Origin of the sequence: Rufibacter radiotolerans, assembly GCF_001078055.1 — a bacterium.
Classification (GTDB): domain Bacteria; phylum Bacteroidota; class Bacteroidia; order Cytophagales; family Hymenobacteraceae; genus Nibribacter; species Nibribacter radiotolerans.
In genome coordinates this window covers 572,313-592,225 of the sequence record NZ_CP010777.1, presented here as the reverse complement: position 1 = coordinate 592,225, position 19,913 = coordinate 572,313, and the positions used below count along the sequence as shown (strand labels likewise).

Annotated in this window: 19 protein-coding genes; 10 read left to right on the top strand and 9 right to left on the bottom strand. The window is 51.1% G+C overall.

Features of this window, described 5'->3' with window-relative positions; all coding sequences use genetic code 11:
• Positions 1-53: 53 nt before the first annotated feature.
• The 5 genes from TH63_RS02490 to TH63_RS02470 all read right to left on the bottom strand — a co-directional run bounded on the left by TH63_RS02490 (position 54) and on the right by TH63_RS02470 (position 6,388).
• Positions 54-467, bottom strand: coding sequence for a hypothetical protein (locus TH63_RS02490; protein ID WP_156180325.1), 414 nt, complete (start codon positions 465-467; stop codon positions 54-56).
• A gap of 148 nt (positions 468-615) precedes the next feature.
• On the bottom strand, positions 616-1,431 hold the full coding sequence (gene rlmB / locus TH63_RS02485; RefSeq protein ID WP_048922536.1) for a 23S rRNA (guanosine(2251)-2'-O)-methyltransferase RlmB: 816 nt from the start codon (positions 1,429-1,431) through the stop codon (positions 616-618).
• A 299-nt stretch (positions 1,432-1,730) separates the two neighbouring features.
• The gene (locus TH63_RS02480) at positions 1,731-4,733 is read right to left on the bottom strand and encodes a glycosyltransferase family 117 protein (protein ID WP_048919538.1); all 3,003 of its coding nucleotides are present in this window, start codon (positions 4,731-4,733) and stop codon (positions 1,731-1,733) included.
• A 123-nt stretch (positions 4,734-4,856) separates the two neighbouring features.
• Positions 4,857-5,495 (bottom strand): T9SS type A sorting domain-containing protein, encoded by a 639-nt coding sequence (locus TH63_RS19755; protein ID WP_082161530.1) that lies wholly within the window; start codon positions 5,493-5,495, stop codon positions 4,857-4,859.
• 176 nt (positions 5,496-5,671) lie between these two features.
• On the bottom strand, positions 5,672-6,388 hold the full coding sequence (locus TH63_RS02470) for a biotin--[acetyl-CoA-carboxylase] ligase (RefSeq protein WP_048919537.1): 717 nt from the start codon (positions 6,386-6,388) through the stop codon (positions 5,672-5,674).
• Between the two features lie 91 nt (positions 6,389-6,479).
• Between TH63_RS02470 and rsfS the strand changes: the two genes are divergently transcribed.
• Genes rsfS through TH63_RS02445 form a run of 5 tightly spaced genes read left to right on the top strand, consistent with a single transcriptional unit; the run spans position 6,480 to position 11,292 of the window.
• Complete coding sequence (rsfS, locus tag TH63_RS02465) at positions 6,480-6,878, top strand: ribosome silencing factor (RefSeq protein WP_048919536.1); 399 nt, start codon at positions 6,480-6,482, stop codon at positions 6,876-6,878.
• 47 nt (positions 6,879-6,925) lie between these two features.
• The gene (gene ftsH / locus TH63_RS02460; RefSeq protein ID WP_048919535.1) at positions 6,926-9,034 is read left to right on the top strand and encodes an ATP-dependent zinc metalloprotease FtsH; all 2,109 of its coding nucleotides are present in this window, start codon (positions 6,926-6,928) and stop codon (positions 9,032-9,034) included.
• 36 nt (positions 9,035-9,070) lie between these two features.
• Positions 9,071-9,721 (top strand): LutC/YkgG family protein, encoded by a 651-nt coding sequence (locus TH63_RS02455; protein WP_048919534.1) that lies wholly within the window; start codon positions 9,071-9,073, stop codon positions 9,719-9,721.
• Positions 9,705-10,484, top strand: coding sequence for a UDP-2,3-diacylglucosamine diphosphatase (locus TH63_RS02450; RefSeq protein ID WP_048919533.1), 780 nt, complete (start codon positions 9,705-9,707; stop codon positions 10,482-10,484). The genes TH63_RS02455 and TH63_RS02450 overlap by 17 nt, the downstream gene beginning before the upstream one ends.
• Positions 10,465-11,292: a hypothetical protein gene (locus TH63_RS02445; RefSeq protein ID WP_076606385.1), complete on the top strand. Its 828-nt coding sequence runs from the start codon at positions 10,465-10,467 to the stop codon at positions 11,290-11,292. The genes TH63_RS02450 and TH63_RS02445 overlap by 20 nt, the downstream gene beginning before the upstream one ends.
• 612 nt (positions 11,293-11,904) lie before the next feature.
• On the opposite strand, the gene sugE is transcribed toward TH63_RS02445, so the two are convergent.
• Positions 11,905-12,231: a quaternary ammonium compound efflux SMR transporter SugE gene (gene sugE / locus TH63_RS02440; protein WP_048919531.1), complete on the bottom strand. Its 327-nt coding sequence runs from the start codon at positions 12,229-12,231 to the stop codon at positions 11,905-11,907.
• A 160-nt stretch (positions 12,232-12,391) separates the two neighbouring features.
• On the opposite strand from sugE, the gene TH63_RS02435 reads away from it, so the two are divergent.
• The 3 genes from TH63_RS02435 to TH63_RS02425 all read left to right on the top strand — a co-directional run bounded on the left by TH63_RS02435 (position 12,392) and on the right by TH63_RS02425 (position 15,010).
• Positions 12,392-13,021 carry a hypothetical protein gene (locus tag TH63_RS02435; protein WP_156180323.1) on the top strand — a complete coding sequence of 210 codons (630 nt, stop codon included), beginning with the start codon at positions 12,392-12,394 and terminating at the stop codon, positions 13,019-13,021.
• A gap of 148 nt (positions 13,022-13,169) precedes the next feature.
• On the top strand, positions 13,170-14,231 hold the full coding sequence (locus TH63_RS19750) for a sensor histidine kinase (RefSeq protein ID WP_053093721.1): 1,062 nt from the start codon (positions 13,170-13,172) through the stop codon (positions 14,229-14,231).
• The gene (locus TH63_RS02425) at positions 14,231-15,010 is read left to right on the top strand and encodes a LytR/AlgR family response regulator transcription factor (protein WP_048919529.1); all 780 of its coding nucleotides are present in this window, start codon (positions 14,231-14,233) and stop codon (positions 15,008-15,010) included. Before TH63_RS19750 ends, TH63_RS02425 begins: the two co-directional genes overlap by 1 nt.
• A 729-nt stretch (positions 15,011-15,739) precedes the next feature.
• On the opposite strand, the gene TH63_RS02420 is transcribed toward TH63_RS02425, so the two are convergent.
• Positions 15,740-16,243, bottom strand: a complete 504-nt coding sequence (locus TH63_RS02420) for a GNAT family N-acetyltransferase (protein WP_048922533.1) — start codon at positions 16,241-16,243, stop codon at positions 15,740-15,742.
• 432 nt (positions 16,244-16,675) lie between these two features.
• Here TH63_RS02420 and TH63_RS02415 point away from each other — a divergent pair, with 432 nt between their 5' ends.
• Together TH63_RS02415 and TH63_RS02410 are read left to right on the top strand one after the other, a co-directional pair.
• On the top strand, positions 16,676-17,833 hold the full coding sequence (locus TH63_RS02415) for a zinc-dependent alcohol dehydrogenase (protein WP_048919528.1): 1,158 nt from the start codon (positions 16,676-16,678) through the stop codon (positions 17,831-17,833).
• Between the two features lie 12 nt (positions 17,834-17,845).
• A complete protein-coding gene (locus tag TH63_RS02410; RefSeq protein WP_048919527.1) occupies positions 17,846-18,349 on the top strand; it encodes a hypothetical protein in 504 nt (167 codons plus the stop codon).
• A gap of 171 nt (positions 18,350-18,520) precedes the next feature.
• On the opposite strand, the gene TH63_RS02405 is transcribed toward TH63_RS02410, so the two are convergent.
• Both TH63_RS02405 and TH63_RS02400 read right to left on the bottom strand, forming a co-directional pair.
• On the bottom strand, positions 18,521-19,054 hold the full coding sequence (locus TH63_RS02405; protein ID WP_048919526.1) for a hypothetical protein: 534 nt from the start codon (positions 19,052-19,054) through the stop codon (positions 18,521-18,523).
• 179 nt (positions 19,055-19,233) lie between these two features.
• On the bottom strand, positions 19,234-19,899 hold the full coding sequence (locus tag TH63_RS02400; protein WP_156180766.1) for a YdcF family protein: 666 nt from the start codon (positions 19,897-19,899) through the stop codon (positions 19,234-19,236).
• Positions 19,900-19,913: the final 14 nt, after the last annotated feature.

The following is a 19,913-nucleotide window of genomic DNA, read 5'->3' as shown; positions in this document are numbered from 1 at the left end:
CGGGTCCCCTGGTTTCAGGGGACCCGCTCTTTTTTTGTGGCTTCAGTAGTTGCCTATTCCTGCTTCCGGGATAACTGGTAGACATCGGTCAGGTTCCCCTGCCGGCGGGTGAGGGTAATAATCCCGTTCGTGTTTTGCAGAGCGAAAGTGCCTTTGAGAATGAGCGTCCAGTCGAAGTCAGCGGTCCAGAATCTTTCATCCTCAAAGGTGATGTCCTGCCCGTTTATTTTGTAAGTGCCCGAACCAATGGCGGGGTAATGGGGCGTATCACTGGTGCCTGTAAAGGTGTTTCCTTTTACCACCAAAGTGACCTGCGCCACTTTAGGCATCTCATCTCCGAGGTTATTGCTTCTGGTAAAGGTTCCTGTGTAGGTACCGTCTGGCAGTACTGCGACAGCCTCGTCTTCTTTCTCCAGGCAGGAGAAGGACAGAAAGGCAAGTAAAAGAAGCAGGAAGGTATTTTTCATAGCCATGGCTTTTCTTAGGAGACCCTTGTACCGGTTAAAAGGCTGCATCTGCCCTTTCTGAATTTACAAATACTGCACCTAACTTCGGCAAATCCCCTTTTTAATGTTTGAGCAGCAGATTGGTTATTACACCAACTGCCAGGTTAACTTAATAGCCTGCCTTTCTTTGACGCATGGCCTCAAACAAGACAATGCCGCTGGCCACCGACACGTTCAAAGACTGAATCTGGCCTACCATAGGTATTTTCACACGCAGATCGGCGCGTTTCAGGTACTCCGGTGAGATGCCGTCTTCCTCACTGCCCATGAGTACAGCAATGGGTCCGGTCAGGTCCACGCCGGCATCGGTAAGGTTCTCCTCGGCTTTCTCGGTACAGGCCACCACGCGTATGCCAGACTGCTTCAGGAAATGTAGGGTGTCTTTGAGGTTAGGCTCGCGGCAAACCGGAATAAGGTTCAGGGCGCCGGCCGAGGTTTTCAGGGCATCGGCATTAATCTGGGCGGCTCCGCGGCTAGGGATCACAATGGCGTGCGCGCCCATACACTCGGCGTTACGGGCAATGGCGCCAAAGTTCCGCACGTCGGTAATACGGTCCAGCACCACCAGCAATGGATCTATTCCTTTTTCAAAGAGAGAGGCTACAATCTCATCTAGCGGGGAATAGGAAATAGCAGAGAGGTAGGCTACCGCACCCTGGTGGTTCTTGCGGGTTAGTTGGTCCAGCTTCTCGCCGGGCACCAAAGAGATAGGAATATCGGCGGCTTTGGCCAGCTCCGTAATCTCCTGGCTGATGCTGTGCTTCACCCCTTTCAAGAGGTAAATCTTTTCCATGGTTTTTCCGGCGTGCAACGCTTCCAGAATGGGCCGTAGCCCGAACACCATTTCCATCTTATCTACCTTAGGCGTGGTGAAATGCCTTGGCTTTCCGCCGCCTTCTCTATCTCTGTAATTTCTGTTTTCCATGAATGCCATATTTTGCGGGCCAGACAAACCTGTTCTCCGCCTACGGGCACAAAGGTAGCCGTATTTCCGCAGAAAAATGTAATACCCATCAGTTGGCCCATTTCAACCCCGGTAGGGTAACAATAGGCTGCCGCTTTTTGCGTGGAGGGAGTTTGTTGGCAGACACCAAAGGATTTCCGTTTTAGGCCCGTTTTAGCAAAAATAGACTCAAAACAGAAAACGCCCCTTTGCATCTTTCCTGAAATCAAAAAAAGAAAGGCCGGTACTGCTACCGGCCTTTCTTGTGTTTCACCAAGGGCTTATCTGCCCATCTGGCTGTAGTGCTGCATAAAGTTCTGCTCAATCTCAGCGGCTTTCTCGGTCATGCCCACCTGCCGGGCCACCTGGATCAGCTGCTGCATGATAAAGAGATTAATCCTGATCTCGGTCTCAAACATGGAGCTTTGGGCCATGAAATACCGCAAGGCCTTATCTGAACGGGCCGACATCACATTCACAATTTCCTGGGCCCGCTTCTGCTCCCCTACCTGGTACAACGGCACCACGTACGGCGGAATGTAGTAGTCATACGGGATAGACTTGTCAGGGAGCTGGGTGAAGACGTAATCCATGATTTTCTTGGCCGTGGCTTTGTCTCCTGCCTTCAGATACTCAATGGTCAGCTGGTAGTATTTGTCACGGGCATTGGCCGGGAAGCGCAGGTAGTTCTCATCATAGAAAATGTCTTCGCGGCCCAGGTTCCGCCAGGAGAATTTGTTCATCATGTTGTCATACATGATGTCTTTGGCAATATAGCCGGTCTGCTCCGGGTCTCTGCTGAGCACCGGCACCACGCGGTAGGCCAGGCCTTCCAGTTGCAGGTAGTTCTCTAGACCTAGGAAGTCTGAATTGTCTGCCGTGGTGGAGAAATAGACAGGGCGCTTCCAGTTGTTGTTAGCGATCAAATCCAGCATAGCCAGGTGTTTCTTCTCCAGGCCGCCTTGCTTGATGGTCCAGCGCATCTGGCTCACGATTGAATCCTGGAAGGCGGCTGGTACGGCCTTGGCCGCAATCACCGCCTGCTTGTCTATGTTCAGGAAGAAGTTCTTGGTTGGGAACGACAGGTAGGTACGGCCCGAGCGGTCCCCGATCTGGAGCGCCTGGTGGTTCTGCTTCACCAATTGGATGTACTGCTTCAGGTCAATGCCGCCGGCCACTTCCTTGCGCTCTACATACGGCAGGTAGTCATTGATGCCCTGGCGGTAGTTCTCATTCTCCAGGATCATGGGGAACGGCTCAGACTTGTAGGCCTGCCGCTTCATCTGATCCAGGTACCAGTCGGTGTTCATGTAGCTGAGGACGGCTACGCGCACATCGGTCCTGAAGCCTTCCACCTCCTGGGCGTACCAGAGCGGGAAAGTGTCATTATCACCGTTGGTGAACAGAATGGCGTTTGGCGCTACGGAACTCAACAGGTTCTTAGCCGAGTCAACGGAATGGTAACGGTCAGAACGGTCATGGTCATCCCAGCCCTGGGCAGCCATGATACCGGGTACCAGCAAACCAAGCACGGTGGCAATGCCTCCGGCCAATACATCAGACTTCAGGGTCTTGCGCAGAAAATCGGCTAAGGCCAATACGCCCAGGCCAATCCAGATGCTGAAGGCATAGAAGGCCCCGGCAAAGGTGTAGTCCCGCTCCCGAGGCTCAATAGGAGGCTGGTTCAGGTAGATAACAATGGCAATACCCGTGAAGATGAAAAGAAGCCCCACGATAAAGGCATCGCGCTGTTTTCTTCTGATCTGGAAGATCAGGCCCAGAATACCTAAGGCCAACGGCAGCATGTAGAAGTTGTTGCGGGCTTTGCTTTCTGCCACACGCTCCGGCAGACCTTCATTACCTTCCCAAGGCCATAGCACACCGGAGTGCTGGATATCGCCTTCGCGACCCACAAAATTCCACCCGAAATAGCGCCAGAACATGTGGCCCATCTGGTAATTGAACAGGAAGCTGAAGTTCTGACCCATGGTAGGTTTCTGGCCTTCCTGCACGTCTACCCATTTCTTGTACTGGGCAATATGGCCCGGCTGGTTGCTGTACAGACGCGGCAGCAGGGTTTTATCTTTGGAGTCATAGACCGCCTCTATTTTGCGCTCTACCTCAATGTATTTGTCTTTGCCTTTAATGTATTGGGCAGCGCCCTCTTTCTGGTCAATCGGTTCGGCGTTGAACTGCGGCCCAAACAGCAACGGACGGTCGCCGTATTGCTCGCGCTTGAGGTAAGAAACAAAGCTTACAATGTTCTCAGGGTCATTCTCATCAATGGTAGGGTCATAATTAGACCGGATAGGGATGATCATGTAAGACGAGTACCCGATCAACACAAAGATGAAGCTAAGCAAGGCGGTGTGCAGCGTACGGTTGCCCTTTCTGATGGCATATTTCACGGCCCACACAATGGCGGCAATGAACATCACTACAAAGAAGATCACGCCTGCCCCAAACGGTAGCCCGAAGCTGTTCACGAACAACACCTCAAACCAACCCGCAATAGAGGGCAAGCCCGGGATAACGCCTACCAGCACTATGCCCAGAATCACGGCACTAACCACCATGGTAATGATGGCGCCTTTGTTAGAGTATTTTTTAAGACGGAAGAAGAAGATGAACGCCAGGGCCGGAATGGCTACCAGGTTCAGCAAATGGACCCCAATGGAAAGGCCCACCATGTACGCGATCAGGATCAACCATTTATCTGACATGGCGTCATGCGCCCGCTCCTCCCAACGCAACATGGCCCATACCACAAACGCAGTAAAGAAAGAGGAAAGCGCGTATACCTCGGCCTCAACAGCCGAGAACCAAAAAGAATCTGAAAAAGTGAACGCCAGGGCACCCACGGCTGCACTGCCCATAATGGCAATGGTCTGCCCTAGGGTAGGCTCCACTATTATGTCCTCCTCCACGGCCACAGCAGCTCCCACAGACTTTCTTGCAGGGGCCGGCACCAGAAGTTTGCGGGCCAGAATGCTTATGGTCCAGAACAGAAACAACACGGTAAAGGAGCTGGAAAGGGCAGAAAGCAGGTTCACCCACCAGGCCACCTGTGACGGATCACCGGCAAACATGGAGAAGATGCGGCCCAATAACAGATAGAACGGCGCTCCCGGAGGGTGCGGTACCAATAACTTATAAGAGCAGGCAATGAACTCTCCGCTGTCCCAGAAACTGGCGGTTGGCTCTAGGGTGAGTACATACGCGATGGTGGCCACCGCAAATACCAGCCAGCCCACCAGATTGTTGATCCGATTGTATTGAAGCATGATGTGTTTAGAATTGAACCCTCGAAATTAGCAATTTTCTGAAAGTGTAGACGCAGCCAGCGGCAATAAATAAAAAAAAGAGCCAGCAGGTGCTGGCTCTTTCTGTTTTATGGGCAGGGCAACCTATTGTTGCTGCAAGATCAATCGTTTGGTTTCCACCATTTTCTCATTCACCAGCAGGCTGTAGAAATACACCCCGGCCGGCAGTGGCGAAAGGTCTACCATAATGGTTTCTGTAGAGGTGGGCTGCGTCACCGGAATCTCTTTGTACACCTTACCAATGGCGTTGGAGATCCTGATTTTATACTTTTCCTCGCCTAAGGAGCTCAGGGAAATTTTAGTCAAGCCCCTGGACGGGTTAGGATACGCGTTAAGCGAGGGAATCAGTTTAGGCTCTTTCACCCCTTGGCTAGCCAATACCCTAATGCTGGCGGTGCTGGCATAAGAGTTAGCGACAGAACGACGCGTGAGCTTTGACACTAAGCCAACGTTGCTTTTAGAGGTGGCCAGAAAGGGAGAATATTTTTTCGCGTTGGGGTTATAAGACGGAAATTGCAGCACAGACAGAATACCAAAGTCTGTGACCGTTAAACTGGCTGGCGTACGCCAACCCAACAAGGCGGTGTCAGACTTTGAAGAAGTTTCTATGTGGCGGCTACCAACAGGTATGCCCCCGGGTATTACTCCCAGAGTGGCCGCATTACTACCTAAAACTATACCAAGGGAAAGAATTCCCAGGAAAACGCGTGTAAAAATTTTCATGCCATATAAGAAAGAAGCTGGTTCCTACGTTCAGAATTGGTCAAATATAAGAACCAAGGGTTAAAGGCCCAAATTAAACTTGCAAATATTTAACAACCCTATCCTTTAAAAGAACAATATCCCCTTTTAACAATCCAAAGCTGCTTTCGGTCTGTTTTTCAAAAATCAGGCCAGAATCAGTGGTCCCCAATAACAAACTTCACCTCCTGGAACTGGAAGAACTGCAATTTCTGTTCAATCAGGAGAGCCAGTCGGCCGGCCGCGTCTATGCCGGCAATTTGCCCTTTCACTATCTGTCCTTGCACCTCAAAGTTATGCCACTCCTGGTACCGGTACAGGTGTTGCAGGAACTCCTGCTTCTGGGCGCCGGCCGCCCCGGCTCGCAAAGCCAGGTAACGCCGCTCCAGGTTCTCTAACAACTTACCTGTTAAGGCAGTAAGGGGGAATTCCTGACCGGCCAGCAGGGCCAGGGAGGTAGCCCGCTCATGCGCAAAGGACACCTGGTTCACGTTGATTCCCATCCCTACCACGCTGTGTTGCAGGTACCGGCCACTGATGGTGTTTTCTATGAGAATGCCGCCCAGTTTCTTATCTTGGTGGTACAGGTCATTGGGCCATTTGACGCTGCTGCCCGGGGGCAATACCTCCAGCAAAAGGTCCAGCGCCGCCAGGGCCACCGCTATGTTCAGGGCGAACTGATGCTGGGCCTCCAGGAAAGAGGGCTTTAAAATGACAGACAACGTGATGTTCTTGTCAGGCTCCACGTCCCAGGTATTGCCACGTTGGCCGCGCCCGCCGGTTTGGGCGCCCGCCACTATGACACAACCGTCCGTGGCGCCATTTTTGTTAAGAAGCACATGGGCCTCTGTGTTAGTAGAGGCACATTCTGGCATAAAAACCAGTTGTTGCCCTATAAAGAGTGTATTAACAGAGAACTTTTGCAAAGACTTTAGTAATTTTGAAGATCAAATTTATATTTCCCAAATGAAACACACCACGATTAAGGACAATTCCGACATATTGGCAGAACTGGTCATCAAAGGTATGCAGGAAAAAAAGGCAGTCGATATAGTTGTTCTTAACCTGAAATCCCTGAAGAACGCCGTTGCAGACTATTTTATCATTGGTTCAGCAAGTTCAGATACGCAACTAGATGCAATTGCTTCATCCATTGAGGAAGAAGTTTTCAAATTAGCCAAAGAGAATCCCTGGCAGAGTGAGGGCCGTACCAACCGCGAGTGGGTGGTACTGGACTACGTAGACGTAGTGGCCCATATCTTCCTCCGGGAAAAACGTGATTTCTACGCCTTGGAAGAACTCTGGGGTGACGCTGAAATCACGCATGTAGCGCCGGCAGAAGGCTCTACGTCTGCGGTAGTTTAAACAACTGCCTGCACAGGTGGTTTACCCTTTATTGAAGAGAACAATCCATGTCAGAAAAACCAGAGAATAAGAAGAAAAGGAAAATAATCCCCACCACCCCGCCCCGCCCCACTATGCAGATATGGGTTCTGGCGGCGCTTGTGATTTTTATTTTCGGCCTTACTTACTATAACAACCTAAACGCCACGGTAGAGATACGGCAGCCTCGTTTTGAGGAAATGTTGCTGGCACAAGATGTAAAGAAAGTAGCGGTTGTCAATAACAATGTGGCAGAGGTGACTTTGAAAGACGAAGCCCTCAAGAACGACAAATATCGGGCAGAGCTGGAAGGCCGAGGCGGTATTACTGGCAGCAGCCAGGGAGCCCACTACCATTTCCCTATTATCACGGCCGAGTCTTTCAAGCAAGACTTGGACAAACTGCAGGAAAATGTGCCGCGTGAGCAGCGCGTTCCCTTAGAGATAGAGAAACGTACCGGCCTGCTGGAATTACTCATGGGCTGGCCGTTCTTCATTTTGTTGATGGTAGGCTTCTGGTTCCTGATGCGCCGTATGGCCACCGGAGGAGCCGGCGGGCAAATCTTCAACATTGGCAAGTCTAAGGCTGCCCTTTTTGACGCTGAGAACAAGGTAAAGATCACGTTCAAAGACGTGGCCGGCCTGGAGGAAGCCAAAGAAGAGATACAGGAGATTGTAGAGTTCCTGAAGAACCCCACCAAGTTCACTATTCTGGGAGGTAAGATCCCGAAGGGTGCTTTGCTGGTTGGCCCTCCGGGTACCGGTAAAACCTTATTGGCCAAAGCCGTTGCCGGCGAGGCAGACGTACCCTTCTTCTCTCTGTCAGGTTCTGACTTTGTGGAGATGTTTGTTGGGGTAGGTGCCGCCCGCGTGCGTGACCTGTTCAAGCAAGCCAAAGCCAAAGCGCCTTGTATCATTTTTATTGATGAGATTGACGCCATTGGCCGTAGCCGTAGCCGCGGGCAGATGCCTGGCGGGAACGACGAGCGCGAGAACACCCTGAACTCCCTGTTGGTAGAGATGGATGGTTTCGCTACAGACTCCGGGGTAATTATCCTGGCCGCTACCAACCGCCCAGACATTCTGGACTCAGCGTTGCTGCGCCCGGGCCGTTTTGACCGCCAGATCAGCATTGACAAGCCAGACATCAACGGCCGTACCGAGATCTTTGACGTGCACTTGAAGCCGCTTACGCTGGCCTCTGATATTGACGCCCGTAAGCTGGCCGCCCAGACCCCTGGTTTTGCCGGGGCTGAGATTGCCAACGTGTGTAATGAAGCAGCCTTGATCGCGGCCCGCCGTAACAAGAAAGCCATTGACATGCAGGACTTCAATGACGCCATTGACCGCGTGATTGGTGGTTTGGAGAAGAAGAACAAGATCATTTCTCCGGAAGAAAAGAAAATTGTAGCCTATCATGAGGCTGGCCACGCTATTGTGGGCTGGTTCATGGAGCACTGTGACCCGTTGGTGAAAGTGAGCATTGTTCCACGTGGCGTGGCCGCGTTAGGATATGCACAGTATTTGCCAAAAGAGCAGTTCCTGTACAACACAGAGCAGTTGGTAGACGAGATGTGCATGGCCCTTGGTGGCCGGGCCGCCGAGCAGATCGTGTTCGGGAAAATCTCTACCGGTGCTCTGAGTGACCTGGAGCGCATTACCAAAATGGCCTACAGCATTGTGACCATGTATGGTATGAACGACCGTATTGGCAACCTGTCTTTCTATGACTCCAAGCAGCCGGACAACACCTTCACCAAGCCGTATTCTGAAACCACCGCTGAGGTGATTGACTCTGAGGTACGCCTGCTGGTGAGTGATGCCTACCAACGCACCTTAAAATTGCTGGCTGAGAAACGCGAGGAACTGGAACTGGTGGCCCAGGAACTGCTGCAGAAGGAAATCCTTTTCCAGAATGACCTGGAGCGCCTGGTGGGTAAACGTCCGTTTGCGGGCCTCACCACCTACCAGGCCCACACCGCCGGAACAGACCGTAGCAAGACCCAAAGCGAGGTAGCCGCTGAAGTGCACGTAACGCACCCAACCGGTGCCCAGGAAAACGGGGAAGATACGCCTCTGGCCGCAGAGCCAACCGGCACGCCATCTTCTACCGGGGAAGGCACTACCTCTGGTTCTTAGGTGTTTTCTAAAAAGTAGCTTAAAAACAGATACCGCATGTACGAAGCCAAATCTAAAGAGATTGTGCTCCGGAAGGTAAGAGAGGCGCTGGCAAAGTCAGCGCCTTTTCTGCCTCCTACCCCAGACTTCAGCACGTCTGTTTACGGTCCCTTGCTGGAAGACCTATCGGTGCAGTTTGCCGAGGCCTTTATCAGGAACAGCGGCGTTTTTGTGTACTGTGAGAGCGAGGAAGACTTTTTTGACCAGCTTTTTGAGTTCAAGAAAGAACGCGGCCTGGACAACCTATATGTGTGGGAACCCATGCTCAAAAAAGTACTGCACGCCGGCGGCATCCATTTCAATGGCTCTGAAGATGACTTCATCAACAAAGCCGAAGCTGCCCTTACCACCTGCGAGGCCCTGGTAGCCCGCACCGGCAGCATACTGGTGTCATCTGCCAATGCCAGCGGCAGAAGGCTGTCTGTGTACCCGGCCATGCACCTGGTGGTGGCCAAGCTGTCACAATTGGTGCCAGACATTAAGCAGGCGCTGCAGTTTGTGCAGGAAAAATACGCCAACCGCCTGCCTTCCATGGTATCATTGGTGAGTGGCCCCAGCCGGACCGCCGATATTGAGAAAACCCTGGTTATGGGTGCCCACGGCCCCAAAGAACTCATTCTTTTCCTTATTGATGATCACACCGATTAACCCTCTTCCCCCTGGTAAGAAAGTATATTTCGCCTCAGACTTCCACTTAGGGGTACCCACCCCTGACAAGAGCCTGGCGCGCGAGAAAAAGATTGTCCGGTGGTTAGATCAGGTGAAGGAAGATGCCCACGCCATTTTCCTCTTAGGCGATATCTTTGACTTCTGGTTTGAATACAAGCATGCCATCCCCAGAGGTTTTATCAGGTTACAGGGCAAGCTGGCCGAGATAGCTGACAGCGGCATTCCCGTGTACCTGTTCACGGGCAACCATGACATGTGGATGTTTGATTACTTCCCCAAAGAGCTGAACATCCCCATCATCCGGAAACCCATTTCCACCCAGATTGGTCCGCACACTTTTTACATTGGCCACGGCGATGGCTTAGGCCCCAAGGACTACACTTACAAAGTGCTCAAGCGCGTATTTGCCAACCCGGTAAGCCAATGGCTGTTTGCGCGCATTCACCCTAACATGGGTATTGGATTGGCCAGCTTCTGGTCGCGCCGCAGCCGGATACAGAATACCAAGCAGGACGAAGTATTTTTAGGCGAAGATGAATGGCTGGTACATTACTGCCAGGACATGGAGAAAGCGAAACACCATGACTTCTACGTGTTCGGGCACCGGCACTTACCGCTAGATTTACCTATTGGTGACCGCAGCCGCTACCTGAACCTGGGAGAATGGGTCAATTTTTGCTCTTACGCCGTATATGATGGCCAGGAACTTAGCCTCACCTACTTTGAAAACGAGCCTGCGTAATATTTGCCTGTGGCTGCTTGGCTGGCTGCCTCTTTTGCCGGCGCTGGCCCAGACGCAGTCACCTGCCTGGTCTTTGGCTTATACTTTACCCGCCAAAGGGAACAGCCTGCTTTCCATTGACCGGTTCGACCGCCTTTACCTTTCTGATGCCCGCCAGAATATTATTCAGCTAGACACGCTAGGCAAAGTCATCAATACCTTCTCCCCACCCATACAGGGCCGCGTGGCCATGGCAGAAGCCTGGAGTCCCGCCAAAATCACGGTATTCTACGAGGACCGGCAACGGGTGCAGCTGCTGGACCGCTTCCTCACGCCTCTCGGTCTAGCCGATTTACGGGAGTATACTCAAGGCACCATCCGGGCCGCTACCTTGGCCGCCGATGACCGCCTCTGGCTTTTTGACGAAACCACGTTTCGGCTCCTGAAAATTGACACCCGGGTCAACCAAATTGTCTACGAGAACCCACTTGAGTTACTTCTGGCCCGTCAGCAGCAAGATGTCACCTTCCTGCGGGAGTACCAGAACAAGCTGTACATGGTAGACCGCCTTTCCGGCATCTTCGTGTTTGACAACATGGGCAACTACCAGAAGAAGATTGCCCTCCCCAACCTCACCTACGTGGGTTTCTTGGGCGATGAGCTCTATTACCTCTCAGGCAACCAGCTGCACTTCCAACACCTCTACAATTTCAAAACCCGCACCGTCGCCCTCCCAGATCAAGCACCCCCTTACCGCCAAGTGCTGGCCGGAGACAAATTCCTTTACCTCACCACGCAAGATGCGCTTTACGCGTACCGTTGGCAGTAACGTTTTCGCATCGTTTTCCGGAAAACAGGCTTGAAACGGGGTTGATTGACAGAAGTGTGTCATCCCCTAACTTCTTCAAAGGGGGACTGAATGCGTGCTCTCCGGTGTAAACACCCCTCTTCAGAGCTCCGCTCGCTGCCTCAAACTCTCGTTTGGGCAATCCTCAAGGGGAGAGTCTGCGTTTAGTGGGCGCTCCAGCGTTTTGAGCCTGTTTTTCAAAAAATGGGCTTAAAACAAAGCCACCCATGCTGTTCGGGATTTGTAATCCCGAACTTCTGATAAGCGGATTTGCAATCCGTCGGGAACCAAGGACAAAATCGCAACCGCCGGGGATTGCAAATCCGGAAGAGCTAATGACTCTTTGTGTCCATTCCCCCGATTCCAGTCTTTACTCCGAGCGCCTCGCTTGTGGCCCTGCAAAAGCTTTAGCTAAGAGCGATAAACAAGCATAGGCCGCAAGGGCAGTGCGAGGGGGAAAGACGGGGCCCTGCGGCCGTGAGCGCTCGGAGGAACAAATGAAACTTAGAAGCATAATGACTAAGGCATAGGCAGCCACCACGCCAGCGAAAGCAAACTACACGCACATTAGCCAAGCAGCTACACCCTTCTCCTCTATTCCTTCGCCAGAAACTTCAACCCCAACACCCCTACTATAATCAACCCAATACAAGCCAGCCGCACCAGGTCCTTGGGTTCGTTGAAGAGGACCATGCCCAGAATAGCCGTGCCTACGGCGCCAATGCCTGTCCAGGAGGCGTAGGCGGTGCCCACGGGAAGGGTGCGCATGGCCTGGGCTAGGAGAATAAAGCTCAGGATCATGACAATTACAGTCCCTACGGTGGGCCAGAGCTTGGAAAATCCATCGGTGTATTTAAGGCCAATGGCCCAGACAATCTCACAAAGGCCGGCAAGTAGCAAATAAATCCAGGCAGAATTCATAGATTTCAGTTTAAAAAGGGCTTGGAAAACCCCAAGACAAGGAAACACATTTTCAGCAGGGTATTATCCGCTTTTATCGGTATTCACTTGTGTACCAACAGATAAAACAATTATTTGCCGCAAAAGAGAAGTCCCTGCAGAATTTTCTACCAGCAAATCTATGAAAAAAGGAGTCAGTACTATTTTGTTCTTCTTGGCTTGTATGACTTTTGGGTGGGCGCAGCTGCCGGAAACCCCCAAGCAGGAAACCCTCTTGACCGGCGAGGTGAGCCATAGTTACTACTTTGCCCCTTTGCTGCAACTCACGCATTGGCAAGACAGGTCTGGGCTTATGATGGGGGGAAAGGCCGCCTGGATGATGAACCAGAAAGTGGGGCTGGGTCTGGCCGGGTACGGGCTGATGTCCAGAAATGGCATAGGGGAGATTGAGCAGTCCAACAACGCCTTTCTGCAGGCGGGTTACGGCGGTGTGCTCCTGGAATATATCCCTAACCCCGACCGGTTAGTGCACTTTTCTTTCCCCTTGGTGGTTGGCATGGGAGGCGCGGCCTATACCAACAACGCCATGGGCCGCAACAATACCGGTTCTTACAGTTATGAGGTATACGACACAGATACGTTTTTCATTCTGGAGCCCGGCCTGCAGGCCGAGCTGAACCTGGCCAGGTTTATGCGCCTGGGCCTGGGGTTCAGTTACCGGTTCGCCAAAGGCGTGAACCTGCCCGTGTCTACAGACAAAGATATGAGCGCTCCCTCCTTCTCCCTGATTGTGAAGTTTGGGAAATTTTAAACCGATGGCTGTTTTGAGGCTGATTTCCAAAAAACGCCTTCAAAATAGAAGATAAGACATCAATCCAGTTGCGCGTTGGTCTGCGGTTTTAAATCTTATGGATTGCCACAAAATTTTAGATATGCCTTTGGTAAGGCCTGAAACAAATATGAAGAGACCCTTCCATTTTAAACATAAGAAGTTGGTGCGCTACCTGGCCAATACGGGTATTGCCTTGCTTATCTTCTGGACCTTTTTCTTTATCCATCGCACGGGCCTGCAGGCCTTTGAGGCCCGCGATATTTACCGGATGCTGAACACGGCCCTCATGGTGAACGTGATTCTGGAAGGCACCCGCCGCATTGCCAAACGCCTAAGCAAGAAGTATGATTGGCGTGAGTATGGCCTACGGAGATTTGTGTATGAATGGATTGCCGTGCAGATGTACATCCTGCTGGTGATGGTACTGTTTGAGGTACTGCCCCGCCTGATCCTGGGCCTCACGTTTTACAACCTCACTGATGTAGAGGCAGTGCAGAACATAAAGGAAGTGTTTGTGTTTGGCAGCATTATCCTGTTGTTCGTGCACTTTATCAGGTCTGGTATCTACTTCTATAACCAGTGGCACCGCTACCTCATGCAGGCCGAAAAGCTCAAGAAAGAAACCATTAAGGTGCAGTTTGAGTCCCTGAAACAGCAGGTGAACCCGCACTTCCTGTTCAACAGCCTCAACGCGCTTTCTTCGCTTATCTACAAAGACCAGGACATGGCGGCCAAGTTTGTGGAGCAGCTCTCTAAAGTGTACCGCTACGTGCTGGAGCACAAAGACAAGGAACTGGTAAGCCTGCACACCGAGCTTGATTTTATTTACTCCTACCTGTTCCTTCTCAAGATCCGGTTTAGAGAGAACCTGCGCGTGAATGTGAACGTGCCCGACCATCTGCTTAACCACCAGGTGGCCCCGCTCACCATGCAACTGCTCATGGAAAACGCTATTAAACACAACATTGTGAGCCGTGATGAGCCCTTGTTCATAGATGTGTTTATTGAGGACGACTACATTATCATCAAAAACAACCTGCAGCTGCGCGAGAGCCGCGAGGAGTCAACCGGGGTAGGCCTCAAAAACATCATCAACCGCTACAAGTTCATCACCGATAAAAAAGTGGACGTGGAGGTGACCGAAAAAACTTTCATTGCTAAATTACCGCTCCTTAACAACGCCGCCTGATGAACATCCTCCTGATTGAAGACGAATACCTGGCCTCTGAGAAACTGGAAGCCCAACTGTTGCGCTATGACCCCAGTATCAGAATCCTGGCTACTATAGACTCCATCAGGAACGCGGTGAAATGGTTTGAGACCAACCCCGCCCCAGACCTGGCTTTCCTGGACATTCACCTCTCAGACGGCAACAGCTTTGAGATCTTTCAGAAGGTAGAGGTAAAATGCCCAATCATCTTCACCACGGCTTATGATGAGTATGCGGTGAAAGCGTTCAAGGTCAACAGCATAGACTACCTGCTAAAGCCCATTAGCAACGAAGACCTGGCGGCTGCCATGGATAAATTCAAGTCGCTGTACCAGACTAAACCCGCTACTTCGGGCCTGGACATGGAGCAGATCATGGCCCTGCTCAACCGCAACAGAACCACTGAGGAAACGCACCACTACAAGAACCGTTTTCTGGTGAAGAGCGGGCAGAAGATCCGGTCTATCCCCACCGAGGAGATTGCCTACTTCTACGCCGAGGACAAGATTGTCTTTCTCATTACCACTTCCGGCCAGCGCTTCATCACCGACTTCACTCTGGACACCCTGCAGGAGCTTCTGGACCCGGAACAGTTCAGCCGCCTCAACCGCCAGTTCATTGCCCACATCCATTCCATAGACGAGATTCACCCCTACCTCAAGGGTCGCCTCAAAGTGTACGTGAAACCCACCACTGACAAGGAGATCATCATCAGTAATGAACGCGCTGCCGCTTTTAAGGAATGGTTAGGGAAGTAGCGCAGTGGCTTAATCTTTTTTTTGGCTTTTGTCTTGCAGTGAGAGCATTGGGATAAGAATTTGCTTTCGCCCTTTATTGACGGTTTGTCTAAAGCTCTACAAGCTGTACTGTTTCATTTCTTGCCTCCGAGCGCTCACGGCCGCGGGGCCCCGCCTTCCGCCCTCGCGCTGTACCCTCTCGCCTGGCCCCGCAGGGCCTGCCGCTGCCGCGGCACCGGGTCGAGTGCTAGGCGCTCAGCCGAAAGGCTGGAAAGGGTAAATGTGTGAAAGGCTGCGATGCTATGTTTTGAGCACGTTTTCCGGAAAGCGTGCTCAAAACGCAATACCAATTAATAACCACAGCACCGTCTACTAAGCGCAGACTCCCCCTTAAGGGGGGTGAGGGGGTGTTTACACAGGAGAGCAATCTATGGCTTTTCAGAAGTGTCATCTTCTGTACTCTTCATTCAAAGATGTCGCTCATGGGGATTACAAATCCCCCTTTCGGAACTTCCGGATTGCAAATCCGGAAGAGCGTTATCTGGTTCTTCCTGCCTTTGTGCCCAGGACTCCCGCCGTTGTGGCCGCCGTTGTTGGTGTTCTCACCAACAACTATAATAGCCCCTCCACCTGTAAATCATAAGAGAGCCGGTCCTACTACCAGAGCCCAGCGGACAGACCGCGACCCGTCTCTACTTGCGGTTACATCAGGACAAACTCCGGTGATACCTATACCAAAACCCCTCTCTTTTAACTCGCCTCCTCTTCTTCCCGCAAGTCTTTCAGCATCCAAATGTTACACGCGAAGTGGCCGGAGTTGCCGAGGGCGTGGGGCAAAGGGGTAAAGCCTGCCTTTTCGTACATGCTTACCGCTTTGGCCAGTTCAGGGAAAGATTCCAGGTAGAGTTGATGGTAGCCTAGTTCCCGGGCTAGTTGAAGGCTCCTTTGTAGCAATTGCGCGCCAATACCCTGGCCCCGGCTTTCCGCAGACAAATAGAACTTCACCAGTTCGGCGCAGCCAGATGGGAGGCCATTAGTAGGGTAAACGCCGCAGCCACCTACCAGCACGCCATCTTTCTCGGCTACCAAGTACGCACTGCCCGGGGTCTGGAAAAGTTGGTAGAGGGCATCGGTGGTGGGGTCTGTGTATACCGTACCCGGGCGGTCAATCTTGAATTCTCTGAACACCTTTCGTATCAGGTGGGCCAGTGGGGCATTGTCCTGTTCTGTAATGGCTCTGATAGTGATGCTCATAAGGTTAATTTGGCTCTGGTGTTCTGTAAAAATTTTGAGTAAGACGATTGTCTTTAGGCCCGCAAAAATACGCAAAGCTAAAGGATACTGCTTCTCTCAAAGGCAAACCTGACTTTGATTTTTAACTTGGTCAAGCAAAATTATACTGTCTGTTTTAGGGCTATTTTCCTTAAAACGGGCCTAAAACAGCACGTCCAAACAGCAAACAAGATCTGTTATTACGTATTAATACGGTATAAATCATTTAAAACATACGGGTAAATACGTAATTCAGGGGGATTACCGCCCATCCTGAAACTTAAAGTGGGGGCATAAGTATCATTTTAGCAGCGGTACTGAAAGTCTTAAGGGGTTGGCCTCTCAGGGTTCGCCACTTTATCCGGCTTCGGGCCACATAAATGATGTCTCACTTTAACCCCACAGGAAACACGTATGTTAGCCATGAATTACCGCGGGCCTTTAAGGGTCCGGATAGATGAAAAACCCATGCCAAAAATAGAGCATCCGCAGGATGCCATTGTGCGGGTAACGCGGTCTTGTATTTGCGGATCAGATTTGCACTTATACAATGGGGCCGTGCCAGATACCCGTGTAGGCATGACGTTTGGTCATGAGTTCACCGGCGTGGTGGAGGAAGTAGGATCAGAGGTAACCAAGATAAAAGTAGGCGACCATGTATTGGTGCCTTTCAATATTGCCTGCGGCCAGTGCGCTTTCTGTAAGCAGGAACTATACGGCAACTGCCATGAGTCTAACCCAGAGGCTACAGCGGTGGGAGGTATTTTTGGATACTCGCACACGGCTGGTGGCTATAATGGCGGCCAGGCCGAATACGCGCGCGTACCGTACGCCAACGTAGGTCCAACCATCATCCCCGAAGGGATGGACCCAGATGATGCCGTGCTATTAACAGACGTGGTACCCACCGGTTACCAAGCCGCTGAAATGGCGGGTATCCAGCCTGGCGACACGGTGGTGGTGTTTGGCGCAGGTCCTATTGGCATTATGGCGGCGCGTTGCTCCTGGTTGTTTGGCGCCGGCCGCGTGATCATTGTAGATGAGATAGACTATCGCCTGGAGTTCGCCATGAACTACTCCCAATGCGAGGCCTATAACTTCAAAGAAATGGACGGGGACGTGGTACAGTTCCTGAAAAAGAAAACTGACTGGATGGGTGCCGATGTCTGCATTGACGCCGTTGGGGCTGAAGCCTCTGGTAACACCATGCAGACCATTACCGGTAGAAAGTTATTGCTGCAGGCGGGTTCTGCTACTGCGGTTCACTGGGCTATTAACTCTGTAAAGAAAGGTGGCATTGTGTCCATAGTAGGTATTTATGGCCCTACCGATAACTTGGTTCCAATTGGAAACGTGGTCAATAAAGGCCTTACCATTAGAGCCAACCAAGCCTCGGTGAAGCGACTTCTGCCAAGGTTGATTGAGCACGTACAGAACGGGGTTCTGAACCCTAAGGGCTTGATCACGCACCGCATTCCGCTAGAAGAGGTTTCTGATGCCTACCGTATGTTCTCTGAAAAGCAGGACAACTGTATCAAGACTGTCCTTATTCCACCATCTGCCAGAATGTAAACCAATAGCACCATGGAAAATTTAGCAAGTAACTATTCACATATAAAAGGCTGGGGCATTGACGCAGACCCCAAGAACGACCCCACTTACCCCATGCGCAAACGCTCAAATGACACGCACGAAGGGTACGGCGACTGGGAACGGCCTACCCAACAACAGCCAGAGGTAGAAGTGCTTCACTCCACGGAAAGGCCAAACCTGTCTTCGGTTTTCGGAACCTCTACCCCACCCTCGGGACTGAGCGGCATGATCCGGCGCATGGCCTTTAAGCACAGTGAGAACCAATACAGGCACTGGCTGCCTCTCATTTTAGCGGACCGCATTAACGTGGTGGAAGGCATTATTGAAGACTTTAAAAGCGGCAAGGTGCCTAATATCTTCGCAGAGAAGGGCATGAAGTCAGACATGAAGCATGACCGCAAAGGCCTGGCCGAAAAAGCGGCCATCGTCTCCCTGGCCATTGCGGCCATTGTGGTCTGGAAATACGGCAAGAAGAGCGGCAGTAGGAAGTATTAGCCTTCGCTTTTTGCTTGATTTAAAAGCAGAAAATCCCCGCTGGTCTAACCAGCGGGGATTTTCTTTTAAGGGATAAATTTGAAAAAGGTAACGGACTTAGATAAACGGCGCCGGCGGCCATCGGCCGAAGTTTGAGGTTAGCTGTTTTTAGACAATGGTATTTATTATTATTTACATTTTAAGGCCAGAATTTTCAAAATGATAAGGTTCAAATGGACGCCCACTGGGTCTTTTGGGTAAGAGATTAAACTCTTGTAGGTTCTGGATAAAGTGGTCTTTGCAAAGAACGCTTGTTGTCAGAGCAGGTTTTATGCAACTTTCTTTGCTACATAGCTTTTCTGAATCAGCAAGGATATTCTTTTCAAAATACTCACTCATCAATGCAGAATAAATCAACATCTGGTCAGGCTGCATATAGGGCTCAACTTTCCAGTCCTCTATTTCAATGGCAGGGACTTTAATTAAGTATTCTTTATTACCCCAATTCCATGCCCTGTTACTTTGCCAGATTTGTTGACAATAGGGACATTGGTAAAGCTGCTGACCTTGAGAGGTTTCTGATTTTAGTTCTAGTCCTTTTTTTATGCCATTACTTTCTTTGATCCTTTTGCTTATTTCATCCCGCGATAATCCGAGGGGATGATATTTGTCGCAAGAGCAAGTACTAGATCTTTGAGATGAAATATTAAAATTGAATAACTTCATTTCCCTATCTTTTACTATTGCCTAACTAGAGTATAAACCAACCTATTCTGCTTGTTAGCCCTATGTGTGGAGTAGCCTTACTTACAAAACAACCATCTTCCTTTCATAACACCTAAGGTAACTAAAAATCATATTCCCTCTCCTTTAAGCATGTTTTCTTAAAAACAGCCCTAAAACACCTACCCCTCTTCCGGCAACAAATGGTCGGTGAAGCCTTTCTGTTTCAACTGCTCAAAGGCGTCCCACACATCTGCCGGAATCTCCTGATACGCCTGGAAGCCCAGGGCTGGGTAGAGCTTTATGCGCTGCAGGTCTCCCAGCATGATATGGATGACCTGCTCCATGGGTATCTCTTCATTGCAGTAGTTTACCAAACTCAGTTGTGGAGAGGTGACCATAATCTCTACCTCTGGGCCAGGCCACTGCTTTAGAAAGGTGGCGTAAGTACGCCGCTCCATGTAGGGCTTTTGAACAAGAATCAGGCTTTGCAGCGGCACGTTTCTCTCCTGCAGCAATTGGTAAGAATAGGTAATGTTCTCGCCGGTATTGGAAGACTGATTTTCAATCAGAATCTGGGTTAGAGGTACTCCCCTATCTTGGGCAATCTTAGCAAAGATTTCGGCCTCTGCCTCGGCAAAATTTCCCTCGGTTAAGCGGCCAAACCCACCCGAGAAAACCAGCCACGGCGCGTAACCCTGCAGCCAAAGTTCGGCACCCCGCTCGGCTACCCGGGTGTCATGGCTACCCAGAACCAGAATGGCATCTGCCGGGTGTAAGTTATGGTGTAGTTGGTGGTAAGCCCAGATGCGTCGGCTTAGTTCTATGGTTTCCTGGTCAAGTATCATGTGTCCCATTTGGT

Bases quoted from the DNA above. Each gene is read 5' to 3' on its own strand.
- TH63_RS02455 (WP_048919534.1), top strand. From the start codon at position 9,071: ATGTACGAAGCCAAATCTAAAGAGATTGTGCTCCGGAAGGTAAGAGAG.
- TH63_RS02400 (WP_156180766.1), bottom strand. From the start codon at position 19,899: ATGATACTTGACCAGGAAACCATAGAACTAAGCCGACGCATCTGGGCT.
- TH63_RS02470 (WP_048919537.1), bottom strand. From the start codon at position 6,388: ATGCCAGAATGTGCCTCTACTAACACAGAGGCCCATGTGCTTCTTAAC.
- sugE (WP_048919531.1), bottom strand. From the start codon at position 12,231: ATGAATTCTGCCTGGATTTATTTGCTACTTGCCGGCCTTTGTGAGATT.
- TH63_RS02420 (WP_048922533.1), bottom strand. From the start codon at position 16,243: ATGAGCATCACTATCAGAGCCATTACAGAACAGGACAATGCCCCACTG.
- TH63_RS02415 (WP_048919528.1), top strand. From the start codon at position 16,676: ATGTTAGCCATGAATTACCGCGGGCCTTTAAGGGTCCGGATAGATGAA.
- TH63_RS19750 (WP_053093721.1), top strand. From the start codon at position 13,170: ATGAAGAGACCCTTCCATTTTAAACATAAGAAGTTGGTGCGCTACCTG.
- TH63_RS02425 (WP_048919529.1), top strand. From the start codon at position 14,231: ATGAACATCCTCCTGATTGAAGACGAATACCTGGCCTCTGAGAAACTG.
- ftsH (WP_048919535.1), top strand. From the start codon at position 6,926: ATGTCAGAAAAACCAGAGAATAAGAAGAAAAGGAAAATAATCCCCACC.
- TH63_RS02410 (WP_048919527.1), top strand. From the start codon at position 17,846: ATGGAAAATTTAGCAAGTAACTATTCACATATAAAAGGCTGGGGCATT.
- TH63_RS19755 (WP_082161530.1), bottom strand. From the start codon at position 5,495: ATGAAAATTTTTACACGCGTTTTCCTGGGAATTCTTTCCCTTGGTATA.
- TH63_RS02450 (WP_048919533.1), top strand. From the start codon at position 9,705: ATGATCACACCGATTAACCCTCTTCCCCCTGGTAAGAAAGTATATTTC.
- TH63_RS02435 (WP_156180323.1), top strand. From the start codon at position 12,392: ATGAAAAAAGGAGTCAGTACTATTTTGTTCTTCTTGGCTTGTATGACT.
- rlmB (WP_048922536.1), bottom strand. From the start codon at position 1,431: ATGGAAAACAGAAATTACAGAGATAGAGAAGGCGGCGGAAAGCCAAGG.
- TH63_RS02490 (WP_156180325.1), bottom strand. From the start codon at position 467: ATGAAAAATACCTTCCTGCTTCTTTTACTTGCCTTTCTGTCCTTCTCC.
- TH63_RS02405 (WP_048919526.1), bottom strand. From the start codon at position 19,054: ATGAAGTTATTCAATTTTAATATTTCATCTCAAAGATCTAGTACTTGC.
- TH63_RS02480 (WP_048919538.1), bottom strand. From the start codon at position 4,733: ATGCTTCAATACAATCGGATCAACAATCTGGTGGGCTGGCTGGTATTT.
- rsfS (WP_048919536.1), top strand. From the start codon at position 6,480: ATGAAACACACCACGATTAAGGACAATTCCGACATATTGGCAGAACTG.